Below are 25,840 nucleotides of genomic sequence, written 5' to 3' on the forward strand. Positions count from 1 at the left end.
ATCCGCAGGTCGAAAGAATGAGCAGAGGGCCCCACACGTGAGCGCGGGTGGGGGTGCGGGTCGGTGTGCCGGGGGGACCTGCGACGATTGGGGGCGTGGCAGGCAGAAATGGCAAGCAGACCGTGCGGAACATGCTGCTCTCGATGGCCGTCATCGGCATCGTGGTGGCAGGGATCTACGTCTTCATCCCGCACGACGATTCCGAGAAACCGGTCAAGCGGGTCGACTACCGCGTCGAGCTCCTGACCGCCAGGCGGGCCGCGCCCTATCCGGTGGCCGCGCCCCAGGGCCTCCCCAAGTCGTGGAAGCCGACCTCGGTGCGGTACAACGGCGCCGACCACGACAGCTGGCACCTGGGCTTCCTCGACCCGGCCGGGGAGTACGTGACGGTCAAGCAGTCCACGGGCAAGCCGTCCGAGTTCATCGAGTCGGCCACGCAGGAGGCCCGCAAGACCGAGCGGACCCAGGAGATCGCGGGCAAGACCTGGCACCGCTACCAGGGCTCCCGCTACGACGCGCTCGTCCTCCAGGACAAGGGCGCCACGACGGTCGTCGCGGGGACGGCCTCGTTCCGTCAGCTGACGGCGATGGCGGAGTCCCTGGAGATGAAGCGGACGCCGGTCAAGACCAGCGTGTAGCGGTTCGCGCCACGAGGAGCGACAGCGGTACGACGAGAGGCCCCCGGCGGTTGCCGGGGGCCTCTGGCGTTCTGCTGTGTCCTGCCGCGTCCTGCTGCCGGGACTCAGACGGTCGTGATGACGTCCTCGTACTCCAGGCGCGGGGAGCGCGGGAACCAGGCGTCGTCGCCCGGCTTGCCGATGTTGATCACCATCAGCGGGGTGTGGTCGTCGTCCAGGAACTCCTTCTGCACGCCCGCGAAGTCGAAGCCGGTCATCGGTCCGGCGGCGAGGCCGGCGGCGCGGATGCCGACGATGAAGTACGCGGCCTGCAGCGCGGCGTTCAGGCCCGCGGCCTGCTCACGGACGGGGCGCTCGGCGAAGAACGCGTCCTTGGCCTGCGGGAAGTGCGGGAACAGGGCCGGGAGCTCCTCGTGGAACTCGTTGTCCGCGGACAGGATCGCGACGAGCGGCGCCGTGGCGGTCTTCGGGCGGTTGCCCTCGGCCATGTGCTGCACCAGGCGCTCGCGGGCCTCGGGGGAGCGGACCAGGGTCACCCGCAGGGGCGACTGGTTGAACGCGGTGGGGCCGTACTTGACCAGGTCGTAGATGGCCTGGACCTGCTCCTCGGTGACGGGCTCGTCGGTGAAGGTGTTCGCGGTGCGGGCCTCGCGGAAGAGCAGGTCCTGGGCGGCGGGGTCAAGAACGAGGGACATCTTTACAACCTTCTCGATGCGTGGCTGAGGGCTCCGGCGGGGTGCTCGGGCGCTTGGGGGGTGCCCGGTGCCTGCCGGTGACATCGACAGTACGACAGCGAGGTTCAATCTTCAACTAAAAGCGGGGCGTGGTGATCCGCTTCACAGGGAGGGGTCGATATGTCCTACGCGTCCTCAGTGTCGGTGTTGTCCTCGGCACCCTCGGCACCCTCGGCACCCTCGGCGTCCGGGGCCGCGAGCGCCGCGTCCAGGCGGGCGCGGGCGCCGTCCAGCCAGCGGCGGCACGCGGCGGCCAGCTCCTCGCCGCGCTCCCACAGGGCGAGCGACTCCTCCAGGCTCGTGCCCCCGGCCTCCAGGCGGCGCACCACCTCGATCAGCTCGTCCCGGGCCTGCTCGTACCCGAGCGCCGTGGCCTCGGTGTCCGTCTTGCTGGTCATGCGCCCACCCTAGATGTCGACTCGTACCGTGAATTCGCCGTCGGCGACCCGGGCCCTCAGTTCCTCGCCGGACGCCACCTCGTCCGCCGCGCGGACCACCGCGCCGCCCTGCTTCTTCTGCAGCACCGCGTACCCCCGCTGGAGGGTGGCGGCGGGGGAGAGGGCCACCACGCGCGCGTGGGTGTGGGTCAGCTCCGACTCCGCGCGGTCCAGGAGGTGGCCGAGGGTGCGGCGCGCCCGGTCCACGTACGCCGTGATCTGCTCCTCGCGGTCCTCGACCATGCGGTGCGGGTGCTCCATGCAGGGGCGGGCCAGGGCGTGCGCGAGGCCGCGCTCCTCGCGGTCCAGGAACGCCTCGACGCTGCGGCGCGCGCGGTCCCGCAGGAACGCCACGCGCTCGTACTCCTCGCCGACGTCCGGCACGACCCGCTTCGCCGCGTCCGTGGGGGTCGAGGCGCGCAGGTCGGCCACGTAGTCCAGGAGGGGGGTGTCGGGTTCGTGGCCGATCGCGGAGACCACGGGCGTACGGCACGAGGCGACCGTGCGCACCAGCTGCTCGTCGGAGAACGGCAGCAGGTCCTCCACGCTGCCGCCGCCGCGCGCGACGACGATCACGTCGACCTCGTCGAGCGCGTCCAGCTCCTTCACCGCCTGCACCACCTGGGGGACGGCGTGCACGCCCTGCACCGGGACGTTGCGCACCTCGAAGCGGACGGCCGGCCAGCGGTGCCGGGCGTTCTCCAGGACGTCCCGCTCGGCGGCCGAGGCGCGGCCGCAGACCAGGCCGATGAGCTGCGGCAGGAACGGCAGCGGCTTCTTGCGGTCCGGCGCGAACAGGCCCTCGGCGGCCAGCGACTTCTTCAGCTGCTCCAGGCGGGCGAGCAGCTCCCCGACGCCGACCGGCTTGATCTCCGCCGCCCGCAGGGACAGCTGGCCCCGTGGTGCGTACCACTCCGGCTTGGCGTGCACCACGACGCGGGCGCCCTCCGCGATCACGTCCGCCACAGCGTCGAACACCTGGCGGTAGCACGTGACGCTCACGGAGATGTCGTGCGAGGGGTCGCGCAGCGTCAGGAACACCACGCCCGCGCCCGGGCGCCGCGACAGCTGCGTGATCTGCCCCTCGACCCAGATCGCCCCGAGCCGGTCGATCCAGCCCCCGATGAGCCGGGACACCTCCCCGACGGGAAGCGGCGCGTCAGCAGACGTATTGAGACCCATGAACCGAGCGTATCGGCCGACACTGACACCGCCCCCGCCCTGCTTGCCCATCCTCCTGCCCTGCGGCAGCCGCCCGTCCGCCGGGGTTGCTGCAGCGAGGGTTGTCGCCCGGCGCCGGGGCCCGCCCTGTGCCCACCCGTTCCGCCCTCTGGGCGGCCCAGCTGCCCACAGGGCGGGGGCGGAAGCGTCCTACGGAACCCGAGGTCTGCCCCGCACCCCCTGAGCCACCAGCACCACAAGCCCCACCCCCAGCCAGATCGCCCCGACCACCTGCGCCGACCCCGACGCCTCCACGATGACGGCGACGACGATCGCGGCGCCGAGCACCGGCACGAGAACGTGCCGCCACCAACTCACCGCACCACCCCGCCGCCGCACCGCGAACCACCCCACCACGCTCGCGTGCAGCAGGAAGAAGGCCGTCAGCGCCCCGATGTCGACCACCGACACCAGGTGGTCCATGCCGTCGTCCCGGCGGGACGCCCACACGGCGGCCACGAGCGTGACGACGGCGGCGCACAGCAGCGCGATCCGCGGCGTACCCGACTCGGTCCGCGAGAGCAGCCGCGGCAGCCTCCGCTCCCGCGCCATCGCGAACAGCAGCCGCCCCGCGGCCGCCTGCCCGGCGAGCGCCGCGAACGCCGCCCCGATCGCCTTGCTGACGGCCACCAGGTCGTGCAGCCAGTCCCCGACGGCCGCGTCCACGGAGGAGTAGAACGCGGACCCCTGGTCACCGGGGTTGGCGGCGAGGTCGGCCGACGAGACCGGGGACAGCAGCGCCACCAGATACGTCTGCAGGACGAACAGCACGCCCGTGAGGGCCAGACAGAACAGCACCGCCCGCGCCACCTTCGCCGAGCCCCCGGTGACCTCCTCCGCGAACGAGGCGATCGCGTCGAACCCGAGGTAGGACAGGACGGCCACGGACACGGCCCCGACCACCGCCGACAACGCGAACGCCCCTTGCGTCCCGTCACCCGTCAGCGGCGACAGCCACCCCCGCTCCGCCCCGTCCCGCGCGAGCACCACGACGGCCGACACCACGAACACCAGCAGGACCACGATCTCAAGGGCGAGCACCGCGAACCCGACCCGCGCCGCCGGCCGCACGCCCCACAGGTTCAGGGCCGTCGTCAGGAGCACCGCGATCGTCGTCCACACCCACTGGGACACCGAAGGCACCAGCTCGTGCATGGCGATCCCGGAGAAGAGATACGCGACGGCCGGGATGAGCAGATAGTCCAGCATCGCCATCCAGCCCGCGATGAACCCGGGGCCGTTGCCGAGCCCCACGCGCGCGTAGGCGAACACGGAACCCGCAAGGGGGACCACCTTCACCATCTGGGCGTAGCTGAAGGCGGTGAACGCCATGGCGATCGTCGCGATGACGTACACCAGTGCCACCGCGCCGTGCGACTTCGCGTCGAGCGTCCCGAAGACGCCCACCGGGGCCATCGGGGCGATGAACAGCAGGCCGTAGACGACAAGGTCCCGGAAGCCGAGGCTCCGTCTCAGGCCCTCGCCGTTCTTCGGGGCACCTTCCCCGTCGGGCGGCAGGGGCGCGTTCGTCGTGTGGGCGGACATCGGGCCTCCGGGTCTCCGCTGGTCACGCAGTGGCTCCCAGTCTCCCCACTGAGGCGATCTTTGACCTGTCGTACGCGGCCTTACGATGGTCCGTATGACTGCAACGCCTGGCTCCCGCCGTGTCCTGCTCGCCGCTCCCCGTGGCTACTGCGCGGGTGTGGACCGTGCCGTGATCGCCGTCGAGAAGGCCCTGGAGCAGTACGGGGCCCCGATCTATGTCCGCCACGAGATCGTCCACAACAAGTACGTCGTGCAGACCCTGGAGAAGAAGGGCGCCATCTTCGTCGACCAGGTGGAGGAGGTGCCGGAGGGCTCCATCGTGATGTTCTCCGCCCACGGCGTGGCCCCGACCGTCCACACGGAGGCCGCCGAGCGGAGGCTCGCCACGATCGACGCGACCTGCCCCCTGGTCACCAAGGTCCACAAGGAAGCGGTGCGGTTCGCCAAGGAGGACTTCGACATCCTCCTGATCGGCCACGAGGGCCACGAGGAGGTCATCGGCACGTCCGGCGAGGCCCCCGACCACATCACGCTCGTCGACGGCCCCGACGACGTCGCCAACGTCGAGGTGCGCGACCCGGACAAGGTCGTCTGGCTCTCCCAGACCACGCTCTCCGTGGACGAGACGATGGAGACGGTCGACGCCCTCAAGGGCAAGTTCCCGAACCTCCTCTCGCCGCCGAGCGACGACATCTGCTACGCCACGCAGAACCGCCAGACCGCCGTGAAGAAGCTCGCCGAGGACGCCGAGCTGGTCATCGTCGTCGGCTCCAAGAACTCCTCGAACTCCATTCGCATGGTCGAGGTCGCCCTGGAGGCCGGCGTGCCCGCCTCGCACCTGGTGGACAACGCCGGGGAGATCGACGAGGCCTGGCTCGACGGCGTCACCACGGTCGGCCTGACCTCGGGCGCGTCCGTCCCCGACGTCCTGGTGGACGGCGTCCTGGAGTGGCTGGCCGCGCGCGGGTACGCGGACGTGGAGACGGTGAAGACGGCCAACGAGTCGATCACGTTCTCGCTGCCCAAGGAGCTGCGCCGGGACCTGCGCGCGGAGGCGGCGGAGCTGTCCGCGAAGCAGTAGCCCGCGCGGCGGCGGGTCTGGCCGACTGGTCCAACCAGGGCGTGACTGTCAGTCCGGCGTCGTAACGTGGAGTCCATGCAGATCTTCGGTGTGGACATCGGCGGATCCGGGATCAAGGGCGCGCCCGTCGACCTGGACCGCGGGGACCTGGCCCAGGAGCGGCACAAGGTGCTGACGCCGCACCCGGCCACGCCCGACGGCGTGGTCGAGGGCGTGCGCGAGGTCGTCGAGCACTTCGGCTGGACCGGACCGGTCGGCGCCACGTTCCCGGGCGTGATCATGGACGGCACGGCGCGCACGGCGGCGAACGTCGACAAGAGCTGGATCGGCACGGACATCCAGGGCCTGATCTCCGAGCGCGTCGGCGGCGCCCAGGTGACCGTCCTGAACGACGCGGACGCGGCGGGCGTCGCCGAGATGCACTTCGGCGCGGGCCGCGGCCGCACCGGCACGGTCATCACGCTCACCCTCGGCACGGGCATCGGCAGCGCCGTCTTCACCGGCGGCCACCTCGTGCCGAACACGGAGCTGGGCCACCTGGAGCTGCACGGCCACGACGCGGAGAAGAAGGCCTCGTCCAAGGCCCGCGAGGACGAGGACCTGACCTGGGAGCACTGGGCGCACCGCGTCCAGAAGTACCTGGCGCACGTCGAGATGCTGTTCTCGCCCGAGCTGTTCATCATCGGCGGCGGCGTGAGCCGCAAGGCCCACAAGTTCCTGCCCCTGATCAAGGGCATCGAGGCCGAGATCGTCCCGGCGGAGCTGCAGAACAACGCGGGCATCGTGGGCGCGGCGATGGCGGCGCGGGCGGCCGGGCAGGGGGTGTAGCCCGCCGGCGCCGCGCGCCTCGCGGCCGGCTAGGAGGCGGGCACCCGCCGCTGCGCCGGGCCGCCCGGCGGCCGCAGCCGCCCGCCCTGCCGCTGCTGGTCCTTCCACTGCCGCTGCTGGCGCCGCCGGTTCATGAGCTTGATCTTGCGCACGGTGACGATGACACCGGCGACCAGCGTCCCGCCGTACAGCCAGCCCGCGTGCAGTGCGAGCGACGTCAGCAGCCCCATGAACTGGCCGCCGAAGCCGTCGGTGCCGCCGGAGATCGGCAGCACCCCGGCCGCGAACGCGATCGGCACCGCGACGGGCGCGGTGACCAGGTCGGCGGGCCGCACCCAGAGCGCGGTGAGGGCGCTCACGGGCAGGAACAGCACGCCGTACGCGACCAGCGAGCCGCCGAAGAGCAGCCGCAGCAGGCACGCGAGCACGAACATCACGGCCGCGGCGAAGAGCCCGCTGCCGAGCCCGGTCAGCCGGGGGTTGGGCATCCGGCGCAGCCGCCGGTACAGCGGCATCCGGCTGACCTTGCGGTACACCGGCGTTCTGCGCAGGACGCGGACGAGCGGCGAGGCGGGCCTGCGGGGGCCCGGCGGGGTACGGGGTACGGGGGGCTCCGCGGGGCTGCCTTGTTCGGGCAGCGGCGCGGTGCGGCGCGGCCTTGCGCCCGGGGGACGGGTCCTGTGTTGCTCCACCGGTCCAACCTAGGTCGGCCCGGGTGGTCATACCGTATTGGGACACGCGTTTTGGCCGACCTTGGCGATGCGTTCGACAGGGCGGCGGTACGGGGCGGGGGTGCGGGGGCCGCGGGGCGGGGGCGACGGCGTGTCCGGGGCGGGGCCTTACGGCGCCTTCGGGCGGGTACGGGGGCGGGGCGCGACACGCCGTAGACTGGTGGATCGCCAGACTGTCCGCCAGTCCTTCAGCCCTCACAGTCCTTACGTACGGGAAGTCGCAACGTGTCGCTCACGATCGGAATCGTCGGTCTGCCCAACGTCGGCAAGTCGACCCTGTTCAACGCCCTGACCAAGAACGACGTCCTTGCGGCCAACTACCCGTTCGCGACGATCGAGCCGAACGTGGGCGTCGTCGGCGTCCCGGACCCGCGCCTCACCAAGCTCGCCGAGATCTTCAGCTCCCAGAAGATCCTCCCCGCCACCGTCGACTTCGTCGACATCGCGGGCATCGTGCGCGGCGCGAGCGAGGGCGAGGGCCTGGGCAACAAGTTCCTCGCGAACATCCGCGAGTCCGACGCGATCTGCCAGGTCATCCGCGCCTTCAAGGACGAGAACGTCGTGCACGTCGACGGCAAGGTCTCGCCCAAGGACGACATCGAGACGATCAACACCGAGCTGATCCTCGCGGACCTCCAGACGATCGAGAAGGTCCTGCCGCGCCTCCAGAAGGAGTCGCGCATCAAGAAGGACATCGCGCCGAAGGTGGCGGCGGTGGAGGCGGCCAAGGAGATCCTGGAGAAGGGCGACACGCTCTTCTCTGCGGGCATCGTCCAGGGCTCGGGCAACGAGGAACTCCTCCACGACCTGCACCTCCTCACCACCAAGCCCTTCCTCTACGTCTTCAACGTCGACGAGGACGAGCTGACCGACGACGACTTCAAGGCCGAGCAGCGCGCCTTGGTCGCCCCGGCCGAGGCGATCTTCCTCAACGCCAAGCTGGAGGCGGACCTCGCCGAGCTGGACGACGAGGAGGCCCTCGAACTCCTCCAGTCCGTCGGCCAGGAAGAGCCCGGCCTCGCCACCCTCGCCCACGTCGGCTTCCGCACCCTCGGCCTCCAGACCTACCTCACGGCAGGCCCCAAGGAGTCCCGCGCCTGGACCATCAAGCAGGGCGCGACCGCCCCCGAGGCAGCCGGCGTCATCCACACCGACTTCCAGAAGGGCTTCATCAAGGCCGAGGTCATCTCCTTCGCCGACCTGGTGGAGACCGGCTCGGTCGCCGAGGCCCGCTCGGCGGGCAAGGCGCGCATGGAGGGCAAGGAGTATGTGATGCAGGACGGGGATGTGGTGGAGTTCCGGTTCAATGTGTGACGGGTGACATAACACCACGTCGCTGATCTGGCAAACGTGCAGGTCAGATGGGGTCCGACTCTTCGGAGTCGGGCCCTTTGTTCTTCCCCGTGCTGGGATGGTGCTGGGATAGCTGATCCCTCGTCACCTGTCGTCATCCCTGGTCATCCGTACCGTGCTGGGATCGTGCTGGGATGGGATGGGGGGCCGTGCTGGGATTTGTGTGAGCGGGGCGCTGGCCGAGCTGTGAAGGTAGTGCGGACGTGGCGCTTTTCCTACTCGTTTGACACAATCGGGGGCATGGCTGAGGCGACGTACGGCATCGGGGAAGGGCCAGCGACGCGGGTGAGCTTGTCGCTGCCGGAGGGGACCGCGGAGGCGATCCGGGCTCGGGTGGGCAAGCGGGAGTTCTCCGCGTTCATCGCCGAGGCGGTCGAGCGTGAGCTGCGCGGACAGGTCCTGGACGAGTACCTGGCGGACTACGAGAGCCGCAAGGGGCCGGTCTCCGAGCCGGCTCGTCAGCGGGCGCGGCAGGTCTTCGACGAGGTGTTCGCCGAGGAGGCCGAGTGGCCCGCCGCAGGCTGAGTCACGAGGGGACGCTCGTCCTCGACAGCGAGGGACTCTCGAAGCTGCTCGCTGACGAAGAACAGGTGGTGGCTCTGATCGCTGAGGCGCGCTCGCGTGGCATGGAGGTCGTGATCAGTGCGCTCACCATCATCGAAGCCGTCCATGCCCGTACGAACAAGTCACGCCTGAACTGGGTGCTTTCCGGGCTGCGCGTAGTTCCGGTCGGTGACGAGGAGGCGAGGGCTGCCTCGAAGTTGCTGATGGATGCTGGTTTGCACGGACACAAGTACGCGATCGATGCGGCCGTCGCCGAGGCCGCGCTGCGACAGCACCGCCCCGTGGTCATGCTGACTTCCGATATTGACGACATGGCCAAGCTGTGCGGCGAGCGGGTCCGGCTCGTGGCGGTGTGATTTCCCCTGGTCCGGCTCAGTAGGAGCGGGGTCCGTAGGGGCTCCAGTGACCGAGGAAGGGCTTGAGGTCGTCGCCGCTGGGTTTCGGCGGCGTGGGCAGTTTCGGCGCTGAGGCCGATTCGGTGAGGTTTTGGAGGTGCGCGTCCGCGAACGCGAGCCACGCCTCGACCTCGGCCCGCTCCTGCCCGGGCGGAAGTGTTGTGGCACGGACGCCTACTGCTGCGACGTATTCAGTCAGGCGCCTGGCCTGGTACCAGGTGTCTGCCTGTTTTCCGAGTTGTTTGACACGGTAGGCGTGGGCGTAGGCGGCGTGGGCTTCCTGCATGGCGGCTTCCCAGCGCTCTTGCTGTACCTCTCTGGCTTGCTGGTCTGCAAGGCGTTTGCGTTCAGCGGCTTCGCCGCGGAGTCCGACCTCCTGCACGATCTCGGCGAGTTGTTCTTCCAGAGGCCGGTCGGGGAGATCTGCCCATTCGCTTGCACGGTGCGGGCTGCCGCCGCGGAGTATGAAGCGTAGGCGGCTGGAGGGGGTGTAGTCGAAGCGGGGGATGCGCATCCATGAGTACTTCTTGGCGTCGGCGAGTTCCTTGTCTGTGGGGACGTGTTCGCTGCGGTCCTGTTCTTGGAGGACGAGGAATCCGACACTTTCGCCGTGGGCGGTGATGGAGAAGTGCGGTGGTGCCTTGCGGCGCCGATGGGGCGGGGGCGCGCCCTCTGTGGTTCCGACCGATGCCTTGTGGCCTTGGGCTGTGGTGGCGGCGATGAGGGTTTGGATGATGCGCAGGGCTCGGCCCTGGAGGGGTTTGGTCAGGCCCATGGGCTGCGGCTGCTTTTGGAGGGCGGCCACGACGGCATGGGGTTTGGTGAGTCTGGCCGGCACAGGGAGCGGGGTGAGTTCCGCGAGGCGCCAGGCAGGGATGTCGACCAGCTTGATCTCGTAGCCGCGGTGGGTGCGGTATCCGTGGATTTCCTGCGTGTGGGGGATCTTGCCGGACTTGCGGGCGGCGTTGACCCGAGACGCCCAATTCACCGCGTGCGGGCCGGATTCGATGGGCTTGATGAGACAGCCGTCGTTCGCAGCGGCCAGTTCATCGAGTAGCTGGTCCGCGTGGTTCGCAAGGGTCTTCGGTGCGGCTCTGGGGCGCGGCGGTGCCGGCTTTCGAGCGGGCCGTTCCGGCGGCCGAGTGCTCTGCTCCACGGGGCGGATGCCGCGTTCGATGAGATGCTGCCGCCCCTTCTCGGTGAGGTGGGCGCTCCAATGCCCGCGGCGTTTGGTGACTTTGATGAGCCCTCGGTTCTGCAGGGCTTGTCCGCTGGTCTTGTACGTGCTGTCTGGCCAGACTCCGTCGGGACACCCCTGGCCCACCCAGCCGAGCACGGCCTGCTGCCGCTTGTTGAGGGCCTGTTCCATATAGCCTCCCGCCGTTCCCTGGGTGCCCCGCCCCCGGAGACGATGCCCGTTGCCCTTGCGGGAATTCTGGGTTGTTGAAAGGACTCCTCGTTCGGATGAGAGATGTAGAGGGCGTGTTTACGGCGAGAGTCCCGGGCGGCTACGCAGCCTCGTCGCGCATGGCGGACTGGGCCGACTCGCTTTCGATGCCGATGACTTCGATGGTCACGCCACGAGCGGCGAGGGCCTTCGCAGTCTGGGCCAGGGTGATGGCGGAGAACGGGAAGAGGGAGTCCGGCGTGAGCTTGACTCCGTCCTTCAGAAGGATCGCGAAGACGACGCGGCGCGGGGTGAAGTCCTCGGGGATGCTGCGGGCCGGATCGCTGTTGACGTGTACGGACTGGGCGAACTCCGCGCGTACGGAAGCGTTCTCGAACAGGAGCTCCACGGCGACGCGCGCCTGGCTGAACAGGTGACTCAGCGGGCTGGAGGAGTGCGCGGGCTTCACGAGGACAAGAGTGTCGTCCTCGGTGAACAGGTCGCAGATCTCAACGGAGTTGCTTGCCCGAAAGGGGTTGTGGACATTCTTCTTGTCAAGGCAGACCCAGCCGCGACGGGCCTGGGCGGCCAGCTTGTTGTAGTCGCCTTCGTCTACGGGACGCATCACGCGCATGCCCTTCTTGTTGAGCTTCTCGACGAGCGGCCAGCGGGGGAGAGCGACGGAGGGCGCGTCGGGGAACAGGGGAGCCACGGTCTCGTTGACGTCGCGCAGGTAGCCCGCCCCAAGCTCGTACCACTCACCGTCGAGCAGACAGAACGTGCGGGAGCCGAGGGAGAAGGTGACCTCGATCCACTTCATGGCGGTTTCCTTGGACAGGGCTTCCAGGGAGGCGGTGCGCGGGGCGAGCGCGGTCCGCGCGGAGTGCGTGTCACGAAACAGTTCGACGGTGCCCTGCCGGAGCGCCGTGACGCGGGTGCCTGCCTTGATCACACGGGCCCGCTCCAGGACGTAGTCGAGACTGAACTCGTCCCGGAGGTGGGGCGGGCAGGAACCGATCTTGATGGTGCAGGCGGTGGACCGGGGCAGATCGGTGCTCTGGGAGAAGGGGACGGCGGTGATGATCCGGCCGTCTGCGGCACGGCCGAGCGTGGCGTCCAGTTCCGCGTCGAGCGCGTCGATGAGGGAAGGGTCCTTGACCGCGGTGATGTGCTCGACGAAGGCCAGGTCGGGGTGGGGAACGACGTGATCGCAGATCGCGGCGATGGCGCGGATGTCCTTGATCAATGTGGCGGGGGTGGTGCCGAGTTTGATACGGAGACCGATGCCGCCCTCCGCGGTCATGGCCCCGTTCCTGGTGCCCCTCCCTGCGGTGAGGTCGACTTCGTCGAGGTAGCCGCCGAGGTGGCGGATGATCCGCCCGTGGTCCCGGAGTCCGAGTGCCGGTACGGAGGCGCCGGTAGGGATCAGGGAACTGTCGATGCGCGCCTGGCCGAGGGCGCTGGCGGTGAAGTCCCGCACCTGACGCGGGTTGATGGCGCGGATACCGAAGGACAGACCGAAGTGCGCGTCTTTGAGCTGGGCGGGGAGAAGCCGGTAGCCCTGGTCGAAGCCGATCGCGTACACCACGTCGTCGACGGCGAGCACGAGCAGTGCGCCGGTGCGCTGCTCGCTCTGCAGCAGGTCCGATTCGCCGGCGAGCCGGAGGACGTCCTTGCCCCAGGAGGCTTCCTCCTTCGCTACGGCGAAGGACACCGCGAGGGCGGGAACTCCTATGTGATCGCTGACGTCGCGCACGACCGCGTCCAAGGTGTCGAGGGCGTCGACGTCGAGGGCTTCGAGCATCGACTCAGGGGTCGCCTTGACGTGGGTCAGGCGGTACAGGGTGCGCTTCGACGCGGTGCTGGACACAGAGGTCTCCTGGGGCGAGGTTGCGGTGCGGTTCGGTTACCCGAGCGGCCTTACGGGACGGGTGGTGTCGAGGCGGACAGGGGTGAGTGCCCGGCAAGGGAGCGGAGGTGCGGCAATGAGGATGCCGGTGCGGTCGGGCTCGTATGGGGCTGGCGTCCCGGCGGGTGGTGCCGGGGTGATGGTGACGAAGGTGTCAGAAGATTGGAGGTGAAATTATTCGAGAGCCTGATAACCCTGGTTATCAACGGCTGGCGACGCTGAGACCGCGACCGGCTGTAGCGTGTGAGGTGCCCTGGGAGAAACGTTCTCGACCGAGAGCACGAGGCAGTTGTCACGAAGGGAGCGGAACCGCATGGCCGGCACACGTGAAGCAACCGCTCCCATCCTGCCCGAGGAGATCTCCTGGCGGATCAGTTACGCCGAAATCGGGACCTTGGCCCAGGTCCAACGCCCCGTCGTCACCACCTGGGCCCGCCGGCACGCGGATTTTCCCGAGCCCGTCGCTTACGAGGGGGCCAGCCCGCTCTTCGACGGCCGTGAAGTCGCCGAATGGCTTCTGTCCACGGGCCGCGGCAATGCCGACGCCGGCCAGATCCGGGCGGAGCTGGTGCTGTACACCCTGTCCGCCTGGCGGCGCGCGATCCCCGCCCGCACCCTGGTCGACACAGTGACCGCACTGCTCTGCCTGCGTCAGCTCCTCGATGAACCGCTCGCCAACCTGCCCTGGCAGACGATCCTGGAGCGTGCCGCCGAGATCGACTTCGACGACACCTTCCTCCGAAGAGAGCTGCGCGAACTGCCGGACGCCGAACGGCAGGGCCCCCTGCTCGCCGTGCTCGCCGACCAGCTCACCGAGGCCGCCTACACCCCGGCCGAAGCGCTCGAACGCGTCATGGACGCACGCTGCCGCCTGGGCTGCGACGACCTCGCCGCCGAGGAACCGATTCCGCCGGTGAGCCGGACGATGGCCCGCCTGACCGGCCTCGCGCGACTGAACGAACGCGAAGAAGGGGCAACGGCCGCCGTCCTCCACCCCCGGAGCGGCGATCTACTAGTCGCCCTGCGCGAATCCGTGTCCGATGCCGAGGATTCGCCTTTCTTCCTCTCCGCGGACCCGATGCCGGACCTGGCCCGGCTCGCTCGTCGCCGCCTCATGGCACAGGGCGTTCAGGAATTCGAGATGGACCTTGCCGACGGCGAGGAACTGGCCACGGAAGACTGGGGAAATCCGCACGTCATCGCCTGCTGCCTCCCTTACGAGGCGGCCGAGACCCGCAGCCCGCTCGCCGTCCTGCAGAGCCTGCAGGACCTCACCGACCTCCTCGCCGAGGACCGCACGGCCGTCGTCCTGGGACCCGCTGACGCGCTCGTCCGGCCCCTGCCCGCACGCGGGGAAGCGGACCGTCTGCGCCGGGACTTCCTGGAACAGCACCTCCTCAAGGCCGCGATCAGCCTCCCCGAAGGCGTACTCCCCTTCCGCCCGGCCCACCGCACCGCGATCTGGATCCTGCACCGCACCCCCGAAGACAAACGCACCGGCCAAGTCCTCCTCGCCGACCTCTCCTCACGCAACCTCACCCCGCAGACCCTGGACGCGCTGGCCGAGGACATCGACATCTTCCGCGACGCGGGCTGGCGGGCGGACAGCCGTCACGAACCGCGCAACGCCGCCGTCGTCCGGGCCACCACGCTGACCGACGCACCCGGTGCCGCGTTCACCCCACAGCACCGCCCGCACGCCGACCGCTACACCCGCACCGTCGTCGAACGCCCGGCCCGCATCTCCGAGACCGAACTCCGACTTCAGCAGCTGATCGACGCCACCCGCAGCGCCCTCGACCACGCGCCCACGATCCGCGCCAACGCCGTCCTGCGCCCCGACGACCGGCCGGCCAGCCGCACCACCGTGGCCCGCCTGCTCAAGGACCGCCGCCTGCGCCGACTGCCCGGCCACCGCATCGCCGCCGACCATCTCCTCACCGGCGGCGCGGGCCACTACACCGTTCTCACCCCGGCCGAGATCACCGGCAGCGCGCCGGTCGACAGCCACCGCATCGACCGCGCCGTACTCCTCAATGCCTACGAGCACGCCTACTTCACCGAACCCGGCGACATCGTCGTCACCGCCACCCCGAGTTTCGGCGCGTACGTCGACGACGAGGGCCTGTCCGTGGTCGCCTTCCCCGCCCGCGTCCTGCGCGCACGGTCCGATGCCGAGCATCCCGTACGGCCCCGCGTCCTGGCGGCGCTCCTGCGCTCGGCGGCGACCGAACATCGGCGGGTGAGCGGCGCGGTGCGCTCCGCCCGCCGCATAGAAGACCTTCTCATCCCCGACCTGCCCGACGACGAGGCCGAGCGTTACGACGCCCTCCTGTCCGACATCGCCCGCCGCACGGCCCTGCTGCGACAGCACGCGGCGGCCCTCGACGACCTGACCTCCCTGACTGCCGCCGGCCTCGTCGACGGCACGCTGACCCTCACCGAACCACCTCTCGTCCGACCCTCGTCCGACTCGTGAAGGAGACCCGAGCGCCCATGCCTCCCCGGAAGAAGAAGCCCGCCGACCAGGCGGAGCTGTTCACCGCCTCCACGCCCAAGGAGATCCAGGCCATCCTCTGGAAGGCCGCCGACAAGCTGCGCGGCTCCATGGACGCCAACCAGTACAAGGAGTTCGTCCTCGGCCTGATCTTCCTCAAGTACGTCTCCGACGCCTTCGCCGAGCGCCGCGAACAGCTCGCCAAGGAGCTCGCGGAGGAAGGCATCGCCGAGGACCGGTTGGAGGAGTTCCTGGAAGACCAGGACGAGTACACCGGGCACCACGTCTTCTGGGTCCCCGAGAACGCCCGCTGGACCTCGATCTCCGCCAACGCCAAGAGTGGCAACGTCGGCGAGGTCCTCGACCAGGCTATGGACGCCATCATGAAGGCCAACCCTTCACTGACCGGCGTCCTCCCCAAGATCTTCAACAAGGACAACGTCGACAAGAAGCGCCTGGCCGAACTCGTCGACCTCATCACCGACGCCCGTTTCGGCGGCAGCGACGACAAGCCCGCCCAGGACGTCCTCGGCGAGGTCTACGAGTACTTCCTCGGTAACTTCGCCCGTGCGGAGGGCAAGCGCGGCGGCGAGTTCTACACCCCGAGCAGCGTCGTCCGCCTCCTTGTGGAGGTCCTGGAGCCGTACGAGGGCCGCGTGTACGACCCGGCCTGCGGCTCGGGCGGCATGTTCGTCCAGGCGGCCAAGTTCATCGAGGCCCACCGCGGCCGCGGCCACAAGGCCGACATCTCCGTCTACGGCCAGGAACTCAACGAACGCACCTGGCGCCTGGCCAAGATGAACCTCGCCATCCACGGCATCGACGGCAACCTCGCCGCCCGCTGGGGCGACACCTTCGCCGACGACAAGCACCCGGACCTCAAGGCCGACTACGTGATGGCCAACCCGCCCTTCAACATCAAGGACTGGGCGCGCAACGAGTCGGATGCGCGGTGGAAGTACGGAGTTCCGCCCAGGGGTAACGCCAACTATGCCTGGCTCCAGCACATGATCAGCAAGCTGGGGGAGCGGGGAACGGCGGGCGTCGTCCTCGCCAACGGCTCGATGAGCAGCCAGCAGAGCGGCGAGGGCGAGATCCGGCAGTCCCTGGTGGACGGCGACATGGTGGCGTGCATGGTCGCGCTGCCGGCGCAGCTGTTCCGGACGACGGCGATCCCTGCTTGTCTCTGGTTCCTGGCGAAGGACAAGTCGCCGGGGGGCGTGAAGGGGCAGAAGGCTGCGGCTGCGGATCGCCGGGGCGAGATCCTGTTCATCGACGCTCGGGACATGGGCGAGATGGTTGACCGTACCGAGCGGGTCCTGACAGACGCCGACCTCGCGAAGATCGCAGGGACCTATCACGCGTGGCGCGGGACGACGAGCGCGAAGGATGCCGGGGAGTCGTACGCGGACGTGCCGGGATTCTGCGCGAGCGCGGACCTGAAGGTGGTTCAGGGGCATGGATACGTGCTGACGCCCGGGCGGTACGTCGGGGCGGCTGAGGCGGAGGAAGAAGACGCCGAGGCGGTCGCCGAGAAGATCGCGCGGCTGACGGGGGAGCTGTACGAGCTGTTCGACAAGTCGGACGAGCTGGCGAAGACGGTGCGCGAGCAGATGGGGAGGATCGATGGCTGAGTGGACTTCCGTAAAACTGGGAAACGTGATCAATATTAGGCATGGGTTTGCCTTCAAGGGTGAGTTTTTCGGAAGTGACCCTGCCGGTCCGATCCTCGTGACACCTGGAAATTTTGCCATCGGTGGCGGCTTTAAAGAGACGTCCCCTAAAAGCTATTCTGGTGAAATTCCGGAAGGGTTCGCCCTTTATGCAGGCGATCTTGTTGTGACGATGACGGATCTCAGTAAGGCGTCTGACACTCTCGGTTACCCGGCGTTCGTTCCGGAAGGTGTAACCTACCTGCATAATCAGCGGGTTGGACGTATTGAGGTGACCGTTCCTGATGTCGTTTCCAAGGAATTCTTGGGCTATGCGCTCCGAGGGGACGGATATAGGCGTCATGTTGTTGGCGGCGCGACTGGAACTACGGTGAAGCACACGAGTCCGGGAAGGATTTGCGAATACGAGATTCTCATGCCACCCCTCCAGGAGCAGCAGGCCATCGCGACTGCTCTCGGGGCGCTGGACGACAAGATCGCCGTCAATGAGCGCATTGCGGCAACTGCTGATGATCTCTCCCGGGCGCTATTCGGTGAGGTTTTGCTGAAGTCGGCCGATGGATTTAGTGATCAGCCACTGTCGGCTGTGGCAGAGTTCATCAACGGACGGGCTTTCACGAAGGATGCCACCGGGACGGGGCGAATGGTTGCGCGGATTGCTGAAATCAACAGCGGTCCGGGGGTCTCTACGGTTTACAACGAAATCGACGTTCCAGATCGGCACTTGGCTCGCCCTGGCGACTTGCTGTTCGCGTGGTCTGGATCGTTGACTGCTGCGCGATGGTTTCGGCCCGAAGCGATCATCAATCAGCACATCTTCAAATGTATTCCAAGGGGTGAGTATCCGATTTGGCTGGTGAGTCAGCTAGTGCATCGGAAGTTGGATGAGTTCCGTTCAATCGCTGCCGACAAGGCAACCACGATGGGGCACATTCAGCGGAGGCACTTGGATGAGCCTGTACCGGTTCCGCGCCCCAAGACGTTGGGGGCTCTGGATTGCGTAATCAGCCCTCTCTGGGAGCGCGCACTGGTAGCTGAAAAAGAGTCTCTGAGCCTCGCCACCCTCCGCGACACCCTCCTCCCCCAACTCATGACTGGCCGCCTCCGCGTCAAGGACGCCGAGAAGATTGTCGAGGACCACGTATGACCACACACGGCAACAGCGGCAGCGACACCCCCGACACCCCCACCCCCGACACCCCCACCCCCGACAACTTCCGCCCCTTCGAAATCGACTGGGAGCTCCTCGCCCTCGAAGAGCTCGTGGAACTCGACTGGCCCAAGGCCGAGGGTAACGAGTTCGCGCCCGGTTCCGGGCACCGCCGTTCCTGGGACGACCTGATCCTCTACTCCGATCTCCGCGAGGCCATCGAGCGGCTCAACCCCGCCCTCCCCCCGGAGGCCGTCCGTGAGGCCCTCGCGACCGCCGCCACCCCGACCTCCCAGGACACATACGAGGAGAACCGGACTGCGCACGGCTACCTGACCGATGGCGTCCACTCCGTGACGTACACCGACGCGCTCGGCGCCGAGCACACGCCGACCGTCCGGATCGTCGACCTGGAGCTCGCGGACGCGAACACGTACCGCGCCGTCCGGCAGGTGACCGTGATCAACGGTGAGCGCAACCGCCGCTTCGACCTCGTCCTGTACGTCAACGGGCTTCCGCTCGCCGTCGTCGAGCTCAAGCGGGCCGGCGACCCGAACGCCACCCTCGCCGCCGCGCACACCCAGATCCGGCACTACGTCGAGGAGTTCCCGACCGCCTTCCGCTACAACGCGGTCGTGCTGCTCTCTGACGGGATCACCGCGAAGTACGGCACGCCCTTCACCCCGTACGAGCACTTCGCCCCGTGGAACACCGACGAGTTCGGCGCCCGCGTGGACACCGTGGACGCTGCCGCCGTCCACGCCGACGCCGATGCCGACATCCCGACTGGCCAGGACCTGGCCCTGCACGGCCTGTTCACCCAGCCCCGCTTCCTCGCCCTCGTCCGGTCCTTCATCAACTTCGTGCCCGCCAAGCGCATGAAGCGGATCGCCAAGCCGCACCAGTACTTCGCGGTCACCCGTGCCGCCGACGCCGTGCGCCGCGCCGCCGCGACCGACGGCAAGGCGGGCGTGGTCTGGCACACCCAGGGCTCGGGCAAGTCCGAGGAGATGGTGCTGACCACCAACCTCGTCATGCGCGACCCCGCCCTGCACAACCCCACCGTGGTGGTCGTCACCGACCGTACCGACCTCGACGACCAGCTCTTCGACACGTTCAAAGAGAGCGAGGTCCTCCCGGAACAGCCCCACCAGTTCCTCAACCGCGCCGAACTCCGCGAAGAGCTCGCCGCCAAGCGCACTGGCGGAATCCTTTTCACCACTCTGCAGAAGTTCGGCCGCACCAAGCAGGAGAAGGAGTCCGGGACCGACCACCCGCTCCTTTCCGAGCGGCGCAACATCGTCGTCGTGGTCGACGAGGCCCACCGCAGCCACTACGACCACCTCGACGGCTACGCCCGCCACCTGCGCGACGCGCTCCCGCACGCCACGCTCCTCGCCTTCACCGGCACCCCGATCTCCGAGGCCGACCGCAACACCCGCGAGGTCTTCGGCGACTACATCGACACCTACGACCTCAAGCGGGCCGCCGACGACGGCGCGACCGTGAAGGTCTACCACGAGAGCCGAGTCGTCCAGCTCGTCCTAGACCACGACATCGACCCCACCACGATCGACACCGAGGCCGACCGCATCACCGACGGCCTGGACGACACCGAGCGCTCCCGCGTCGAACAGGCCGTCGCCACCATGAACGCGATGTACGGCGCCCCTGCCCGGATACGCGACCTGACCCAGGACCTGGTCGAACACTGGGAAGCCCGCCGTGGGGCCATGCTGCCCTTCGTCGCGGACGCCGATGACGTACCCGGCGGCGCCCCCGGCAAGGCGATGCTCGTCTGCGCCACCCGCGAGATCTGCGTCCGCGTCTACGACGCCCTGAAGATCCTGCGTCCCGACTGGCACACGGACGACCCGACCACCGGCGCCATGAAGATCGTCTACTCCTCGGACTCCCGAAAGGACTCCAAGGAGCTGCGCGCCCACGCCCTGCGCGACTCCCAGCGCAAGGCCGTCATCAACCGTGCCAAGGACCCCGAGGACGAACTCCAGCTCCTCATCGTCAACAACATGCTCCTGACCGGCTTCGACGCACCGTCCATCCACACCATGTACCTGGACCGGCCGCTGCGCGGCGCCGGCCTGATGCAGGCCCTCGCCCGCGTCAACCGCCGCTTCCGCAAGAAGGAGGAGGGCCTCCTCGTCGGCTACGCCCCCCTCACCGAGAACCTCCAGAAGGCCATCGCCGAGTACTCCGCCGATGATCAGGCCGACCGGACCCTCGGCCAGGACATCGACCGCGCCCTGGACGAACTCCGCAACGAGTACGACATCCTCGACCAGATGCTCCTCGGCTGGAACTGGCGCGAACGCCTCTCCCGCCCCGACCCGAAGGCTTTCATCAAGGCGGCCTACACCACGGCCGAGTACCTCCGCAGCCCCGCCACCCCGGGCAACAACCCCGACCAGCTCGACGACCCGAACCAGACCCTCAGCCGCCGCTTCCGCGAACACGGCTACCGCTTGGAGCGCTTCTTCGCCCTCGCCGGCTCCTCCGCCGACATCTCCTCCCGGTTCACCGACCAGCCTTACTGGAAGCGCGACATCCAGTTCCTCGTCGAGGTCCGTACATACATGGCGAAGCTCGACGCCATGGACCGCGAGGCCCAGGGCCTGCCCGTCGCCCGTGACGTCGCTCTCTACCTCTCCCAGCTCACCTCTGCCGTCGTGGAGACCGGTGGCGTCACCGACCTCTTCTCCGAGGCCGGACTGGACAAGGCCGACCTCACGCACCTCAACGACGCCCTTGTCGGCCGCCTTCAGAACAGCGAAACCCCACACCTGGCCGCCGAAGCCCTGCGCCGCCTCGTCGAGCAGAAGATGCGCGAGCAGACCCGGCACAACATCGTCCGCCAGACCGCGTTCTCGGAGCGCCTCCAGGACCTGATGACCCGCTACATGCGCCAGCAGCTCACCAGCGCCGAGATCATCGCCCAGCTGGTGGAACTGGCCAAGACGGTTGCGGAAGACGCCCGGCGAGGTGAGAAATTCACCCCGCCGCTGGGGAACGACGAACTCGCCTTCTACGACGCGGTCGCCGACCTCGGCAGCGCCCGCGACCTCATGGGCGACGAGGTCCTCTCCGGTATCGCCCGGGACCTTGTGGTCCAGGTCCGCAAGAACCTCAAGAAGGACTGGATCGCCCGCGAACCGGTCCGGGCCAGGCTCCGCGCCACGATCAGGCGCCTCCTGGCCCGCCACGGCTACCCGCCGGAGCAGTCCAAGGAGGCGATCGACCTGGTGATCCGCCAGATGGAGCACTTCGCCGACAAGTGGTCCCAGGACGGCTCGACCGCGGGCGCATAGCCCTCGCTCATCTCGCTTCTGGCCCCGGCAAGCGTCTGCTTGCCGGGGCGGTCGTCTGCCCGACCGGATGTCCTTCGTGGCGTCGGCAGGGGCTGCGCCCGACCGCCTTATGGCAAAAGCAAACTCTCGTGCTGCGAGACGTGAGGTGCGTCAGGCCACTACTTTCAAGTCCGCGGAACGAACCGCAGAACTGCTAACTTCTGGTGGAACCGAGGGAGTTGTGGCATGTCGCAGCGAGCGCTGCTCTTGGTGGTGGTCGTCCTGGCGTCCGTGGTGGTGGGGCTCGTGGCCGGAATCCTCGAGTTCGTGGGCGCGGGAGAGGTCGTCACGGCCATCCAGAACGGTGGTGCCGCCTGCGGAGCCACTGTTCTCATCGGACTGGCGGTCGTCTCCTGGCTAAGGTCGTCGTGACCCAGGAGGAATGGGCGAACGAAGAGGGGCGGCTGAAGTACCGGCGAGTGCTGCGGGCCGTCGAGAAGCTACGCAGCGTCGCCGATGCTGCGACGACGTACCGTCTTGCCTTTCAAGTGGTCTACCTTCACTGCTGGTCCCGCCATGGATCACTGGCGGAGGTGGACCGGTTGTGGGGGCCGGATTCGGAGTCAGCGGGGGCCAGGCTCGGCGCAGTGTGGCCGCGTACGCCCGTTGCTCGCGCCCACAGTCTTCCTGCGTATCGCGACGAAGGTGTGAGCCGCCCCTTCGAGCTCATCGACCCGGCCCTCCGTGAGCTGATCGCGGAGGTGCGGCAGCTGGATCCGGACCCGAGGCTCCTTGACGTGCTCCTCGACACGTACTCGACACGCTATGCGCGTGGCGATGACTACTTCACGTCAAACGACCTGGCGTACCTCTTCGCGGGGCTGGCCGCTCCCCGAGGAGGCGAGATTGTTCGGGACCCGGTGTGCGGCAGCGGGCGACTGCTGCGCGCCGCCGCACACCGGGCTCGGGCACAGGGGGGTGAAGTGCGCTTGTCCGGTTCGGATATCAACCGGACGGCGCGTTATGCCGCAGCCGTCAACCTCGCCCTGCACGGATTTCTCGCCGACCTCGGCAAGGAAGGAGCTGACAGCCTCAGGGCGGGCACTTCACCGATAGCGGCCGACGTGATCGTCGCCAACCCTCCTGTGAACCAGAGGGACTGGGGGCACGGTGAACTGAAGGACGACTGGCGGTGGACCCTGGGGGTGCCACGTCCGGGTAACGCGAACTTCGCCTGGGTCCAGCACATCCTTGCCGATCTCACGCCACAAGGACGGGCCGTCGTTCTGCTGTCTTCCGGCGCGGCGCACAGCAGTAACAGCACCGACGGACTGATCCGCCGTGGGCTGCTGGAGAACGGTCTGGTCGTGGGCGTCGTGGCCTTGCCGACGTGGCTCTTTCCGCACACCAGCGCGAGCACGGCGCTGTGGCTGCTGGCCAAAGGGGAGCGGCCGCACTCTGATCAGGTCTTGTTCGCGGATGCAGGGAAACTGCCAGCAGCGAAGAAGGGGCAGCGGCGTCACTTCGCAAAGGACTCGGCCGAACGCCTGCTGCAGATCTTCGGTGAATGGCAGGGACTTCGACGCCGTGAGGGCGAGGGGGACCCTGAATCCGTCCCATGGTGCCGTGCGGCGAGGTACGAGGAAATCGCTGAGGCGGGCTTCGATCTGACTCCCGCACGCTACGTACGGAACGGGGGCACCGCGCAGTTGCATTCAAGTGACGGAGACCGGAACCGGAAGGCCGAGCTGTATGAGTGCATGGATCGTAGCGCCGCAGCCAGGAACCGAGTCCGTGACGCCCTGGAGAGCAGGCATGACTACAGAATCGGATGATGTCCCCACTCCGTGGCCCGTCGTTGAGTTGCGTGAGTTCCCTGGGGTCGAGTACGCCGCCTACGGAATTGCGCGACAGCAGAAGGCATCCGGCGGAATCCCGATGATCCGCGCCACAGAGATCGTCGAGGGAGGTGTGCACGTCCAGGAGTTCACATTTGTGCCTCCCGATGTGGCCAGACGCCACCCACGCAGCACGCTGAGGTCTGGGGACCTCCTTGTCGTGCTCGTGGGGCGTGTGGGGGAGGCAGCAGTTGCAGGGGAGGAGCACGCAGGATGGAATGTCGCCAGGTCGCTCGCGGTCGTCCGCTGGACACCAGAGGGCCGCGCCCAACAATGGGATCTGTGGCTTCGATGGTGGCTGAAGACCTCGCAGAGCCAGAGCTATCTCACGCTGTCCTCGTCGAACGCCGAGCACATGACCTTGCCTCTGCAGGCACTCAACCGACTTCCCGTGCCAGTGCCTCCAGCGCCGGTGCGGGAGAGGCTGCTTTCGCTGATCTCGCTTGCTGAGCGCAAGAATGCGTTGAACACCCGGATTGTGTCTTGCGCGACGGAACTAGCGGATGCGCATTTCATGGAGGCGCTGCAGAAGTGCGGGCAAGGTCCCGCTACCGAGCGTGCAGTGGGCGAAGTCTGTCAGGTTACGGCTGGTGCGGCACAGTCTCTGCCGGACAGCGAGCAGTCGGCTATGCCGTGGGTGTCTCCCCGCGAAGTACTGAACTGCAAGACAGTACATCTGGGTGCAGTGACTTCACGCACCGCGGCGCAAGCGGAGGTTGTATGCCCGTCCGGCAGCCTCTTGATCGCGCCCCGTCCCGGGGAGGTGCGGACCGTGCTCACTACTACCCCGGTAGTGCCAGGTCGGCGGACGCTCGCGATTTACACGGAGTCCGAGGTCGATCGGATGTGGTTGTTGCACTCGCTGCGTTACCGGAGGCGGGAGTTGACGGCCGTTACGCAGGGTGAGCAGGCCCGCGCGATGAAGCGCAAGGGCTTTTCCCGTTACAAGATCCCCTGGCCGACCGATGCGGTGAGGCGGGACTTCGCCAGGCGTGCTGCTGCCCTGCACGACCTCGCCGACGCCTCCGCCAGGGAGCGACACGTGATGGAGGAGCTGGTGGTGCACGAGCTGGAGAAGGGGGGCCTGGCGCGTCTCACCTCGGCCAGCTGAATGCCGAGCTGATCCACGTTACCCCTCTCTGGAGCACGGAATCCAACGCTCTGAACGAACGGCGCAGTACCGCGCGCACCGTTTCTCCGCTGGCGGTCCGAGAGAGCCCTGACCAGCCATGTTTGGGCGCCACCGGCAGGACTCGAACCTGCTGCCAAGCGCTTAGAAGGCGCCTGCTCCACCCGCTGAGCTATGCAGGCTGACCTGCGACAGCGCGGAAGCTTCTGACTATGCCCCGCCAAACCGGGGGTATGCGGGATCTGTGGACGCTCGCGCCGACCCCGAGGTCTGGACGTGCATTCTGGGAGGCGGCCAGGCGGCGGAGCTGGCCGCCGACGCCCGGGAAGGCCGCGAGTGAGCGCGAGCGCTGTGCTGCTCTGCGAGGCTCGGTGCGGTGGCACGAGCCTGATGTGGCGCTCGTAGAAGTTCCGCAGACTTCAGGCATGTGCGGGCGCTTCCGGGTAGCGTTGGCGATCTTCGGTCTTCTTGTACTTTGTCGCGCATCCCGTGCTGGGATGGTGCTGGGATGCGCCCGAATTTCCGCAGGTCACGGCCTTGTGGTGGAATCCCGCTTCAACGTGTAGCCGGTTCGCTGCCTCACATGCGGTAGCCGCGTTACGTACGCAGGTCGGAAGGGGTCGGGCTCTGGTGAGCCCGACCCCTTCCGCATTCCCGTGCCGGTTTGGTGCTGGCGTTCAGCTGCTGTGCGGCGGCGTGAGCTTGTCGAGGTCCAGGCTGATCTCGAAGGGCACCGGGCGCTGGAGGGTGCCCCGGAAGATTCCGGCGGGGGCGTAGGCGCCGGTCGGCTCGTCGAGCTCGTAGACGTGTACGACGGGTGCGCCGCCCTCGTCCTCGATGCACCAGTAGTGGGGGATGCCCGCCTCGGCGTACTTCCGTAGCTTGACGGTGTGGTCGCGGTGAGCGGATTCGGGGGAGACGACCTCGATGACGAGCTGGACGTCCTCCGGCGCGTACCAGGTGCGGTCGGGGGCGTAGGCGGCGGTGGTCACGAGGAGGTCCGGCTCGGGGCGATTGCGTTCGTCGAGCCGGATGGTCATCTCTCGCTCCGCTTCGAAACCGTTCGGCACCCGTGCCATGAGTTCCGTGGTGAGGGCGGTGACGAGACGGCCGTGCCAGGCACGCTGCGGGGACATCATGAAGACGAGCGCTCCGTCGATCAGCTCGGTGTGGCGAGGCGCCTCGGGGAGGCGGTCGAGGTCCTCCGCGAACCAGCCTTCCGCGCGCGGCGGGCGCATCCAGTCGGGCAGTGCGGTCATGGGATCACGGTAGCGGCACATGGCGGGTCGCGGGTCGGTCGGTACGCAGCGGTGCGGCCCCCGCCCTTTGCGGGCGGGGGCCGTGGCGTCGGCGGTGGGCGCGGAC

The 25,840-nt window shown here is 68.3% G+C and carries 21 protein-coding genes; 13 read left to right on the forward strand and 8 right to left on the reverse strand.

The annotated features are described in order from the left end of the window. Positions 1–95 precede the first annotated feature (95 nt). Entirely contained in the window at positions 96–638 is a 543-nt protein-coding gene (locus AB6L24_RS30730; RefSeq protein WP_405660668.1) for a DUF4245 domain-containing protein, read from the forward strand. 104 nt (positions 639–742) lie between these two features. On the opposite strand, the gene AB6L24_RS30735 is transcribed toward AB6L24_RS30730, so the two are convergent. From AB6L24_RS30735 to AB6L24_RS30750, 4 genes are all read right to left on the reverse strand, one after another. Continuing rightward, positions 743–1,333, reverse strand: a complete 591-nt coding sequence (locus AB6L24_RS30735; protein WP_030358058.1) for a malonic semialdehyde reductase — start codon at positions 1,331–1,333, stop codon at positions 743–745. Positions 1,334–1,497: 164 nt separating this feature from the next. Beyond that, positions 1,498–1,770, reverse strand: a complete 273-nt coding sequence (locus AB6L24_RS30740) for an exodeoxyribonuclease VII small subunit (protein WP_405660670.1) — start codon at positions 1,768–1,770, stop codon at positions 1,498–1,500. Positions 1,771–1,779: 9 nt separating this feature from the next. After that, a complete protein-coding gene (gene xseA / locus AB6L24_RS30745; RefSeq protein ID WP_405660672.1) occupies positions 1,780–2,991 on the reverse strand; it encodes an exodeoxyribonuclease VII large subunit in 1,212 nt (403 codons plus the stop codon). Positions 2,992–3,180: 189 nt separating this feature from the next. Continuing rightward, the gene (locus AB6L24_RS30750; RefSeq protein ID WP_380857798.1) at positions 3,181–4,575 is read right to left on the reverse strand and encodes an APC family permease; all 1,395 of its coding nucleotides are present in this window, start codon (positions 4,573–4,575) and stop codon (positions 3,181–3,183) included. Positions 4,576–4,660: 85 nt separating this feature from the next. Between AB6L24_RS30750 and AB6L24_RS30755 the strand changes: the two genes are divergently transcribed. Both AB6L24_RS30755 and ppgK read left to right on the forward strand, forming a co-directional pair. Continuing rightward, positions 4,661–5,656 carry a 4-hydroxy-3-methylbut-2-enyl diphosphate reductase gene (locus AB6L24_RS30755; RefSeq protein WP_405660674.1) on the forward strand — a complete coding sequence of 332 codons (996 nt, stop codon included), beginning with the start codon at positions 4,661–4,663 and terminating at the stop codon, positions 5,654–5,656. Between the two features lie 75 nt (positions 5,657–5,731). Beyond that, positions 5,732–6,484, forward strand: coding sequence for a polyphosphate--glucose phosphotransferase (gene ppgK / locus AB6L24_RS30760; RefSeq protein WP_405660676.1), 753 nt, complete (start codon positions 5,732–5,734; stop codon positions 6,482–6,484). Between the two features lie 29 nt (positions 6,485–6,513). Here ppgK and AB6L24_RS30765 read toward each other — a convergent pair whose 3' ends face one another. Then, a complete protein-coding gene (locus AB6L24_RS30765) occupies positions 6,514–7,176 on the reverse strand; it encodes a DUF6542 domain-containing protein (RefSeq protein ID WP_405660679.1) in 663 nt (220 codons plus the stop codon). Between the two features lie 264 nt (positions 7,177–7,440). On the opposite strand from AB6L24_RS30765, the gene ychF reads away from it, so the two are divergent. The 3 genes from ychF to AB6L24_RS30780 all read left to right on the forward strand — a co-directional run bounded on the left by ychF (position 7,441) and on the right by AB6L24_RS30780 (position 9,488). Then, positions 7,441–8,529 (forward strand): redox-regulated ATPase YchF, encoded by a 1,089-nt coding sequence (ychF, locus tag AB6L24_RS30770; protein WP_030358065.1) that lies wholly within the window; start codon positions 7,441–7,443, stop codon positions 8,527–8,529. Between the two features lie 279 nt (positions 8,530–8,808). Then, the gene (locus AB6L24_RS30775; RefSeq protein WP_081219171.1) at positions 8,809–9,093 is read left to right on the forward strand and encodes a hypothetical protein; all 285 of its coding nucleotides are present in this window, start codon (positions 8,809–8,811) and stop codon (positions 9,091–9,093) included. Beyond that, positions 9,075–9,488: a DNA-binding protein gene (locus AB6L24_RS30780; protein WP_405660683.1), complete on the forward strand. Its 414-nt coding sequence runs from the start codon at positions 9,075–9,077 to the stop codon at positions 9,486–9,488. Before AB6L24_RS30775 ends, AB6L24_RS30780 begins: the two co-directional genes overlap by 19 nt. Positions 9,489–9,504: 16 nt before the next feature. Here the strand turns inward: AB6L24_RS30780 and AB6L24_RS30785 are convergent, their stop codons facing one another. Beyond that, positions 9,505–10,896 (reverse strand): hypothetical protein, encoded by a 1,392-nt coding sequence (locus tag AB6L24_RS30785; protein ID WP_405660686.1) that lies wholly within the window; start codon positions 10,894–10,896, stop codon positions 9,505–9,507. 139 nt (positions 10,897–11,035) lie between these two features. Further along, on the reverse strand, positions 11,036–12,784 hold the full coding sequence (locus AB6L24_RS30790) for a DUF6119 family protein (protein ID WP_405660689.1): 1,749 nt from the start codon (positions 12,782–12,784) through the stop codon (positions 11,036–11,038). Between the two features lie 352 nt (positions 12,785–13,136). Between AB6L24_RS30790 and AB6L24_RS30795 the strand changes: the two genes are divergently transcribed. The 7 genes from AB6L24_RS30795 to AB6L24_RS30825 all read left to right on the forward strand — a co-directional run bounded on the left by AB6L24_RS30795 (position 13,137) and on the right by AB6L24_RS30825 (position 24,457). Next, positions 13,137–15,302, forward strand: coding sequence for a hypothetical protein (locus AB6L24_RS30795; RefSeq protein ID WP_405660692.1), 2,166 nt, complete (start codon positions 13,137–13,139; stop codon positions 15,300–15,302). Between the two features lie 17 nt (positions 15,303–15,319). Then, complete coding sequence (locus AB6L24_RS30800; protein ID WP_405660695.1) at positions 15,320–16,954, forward strand: type I restriction-modification system subunit M; 1,635 nt, start codon at positions 15,320–15,322, stop codon at positions 16,952–16,954. After that, the gene (locus AB6L24_RS30805; RefSeq protein ID WP_405660698.1) at positions 16,947–18,140 is read left to right on the forward strand and encodes a restriction endonuclease subunit S; all 1,194 of its coding nucleotides are present in this window, start codon (positions 16,947–16,949) and stop codon (positions 18,138–18,140) included. The genes AB6L24_RS30800 and AB6L24_RS30805 overlap by 8 nt, the downstream gene beginning before the upstream one ends. Then, positions 18,137–21,469 carry a type I restriction endonuclease subunit R gene (locus tag AB6L24_RS30810; protein ID WP_405660701.1) on the forward strand — a complete coding sequence of 1,111 codons (3,333 nt, stop codon included), beginning with the start codon at positions 18,137–18,139 and terminating at the stop codon, positions 21,467–21,469. The genes AB6L24_RS30805 and AB6L24_RS30810 overlap by 4 nt, the downstream gene beginning before the upstream one ends. Before the next feature lie 225 nt (positions 21,470–21,694). Next, positions 21,695–21,880 carry a hypothetical protein gene (locus tag AB6L24_RS30815; RefSeq protein ID WP_207824155.1) on the forward strand — a complete coding sequence of 62 codons (186 nt, stop codon included), beginning with the start codon at positions 21,695–21,697 and terminating at the stop codon, positions 21,878–21,880. Continuing rightward, positions 21,877–23,283, forward strand: coding sequence for an N-6 DNA methylase (locus AB6L24_RS30820; RefSeq protein ID WP_405660704.1), 1,407 nt, complete (start codon positions 21,877–21,879; stop codon positions 23,281–23,283). The genes AB6L24_RS30815 and AB6L24_RS30820 overlap by 4 nt, the downstream gene beginning before the upstream one ends. After that, positions 23,264–24,457: a hypothetical protein gene (locus tag AB6L24_RS30825; protein WP_405660707.1), complete on the forward strand. Its 1,194-nt coding sequence runs from the start codon at positions 23,264–23,266 to the stop codon at positions 24,455–24,457. The genes AB6L24_RS30820 and AB6L24_RS30825 overlap by 20 nt, the downstream gene beginning before the upstream one ends. A gap of 695 nt (positions 24,458–25,152) precedes the next feature. Here the strand turns inward: AB6L24_RS30825 and AB6L24_RS30830 are convergent. Continuing rightward, positions 25,153–25,734, reverse strand: a complete 582-nt coding sequence (locus tag AB6L24_RS30830) for a Uma2 family endonuclease (protein ID WP_405660709.1) — start codon at positions 25,732–25,734, stop codon at positions 25,153–25,155. Between the last annotated feature and the right edge of the window lie 106 nt (positions 25,735–25,840).

The organism is Streptomyces sp. RK9 (genome assembly GCF_045070545.1).
GTDB classification, from domain to species: domain Bacteria; phylum Actinomycetota; class Actinomycetes; order Streptomycetales; family Streptomycetaceae; genus Streptomyces; species Streptomyces alboflavus.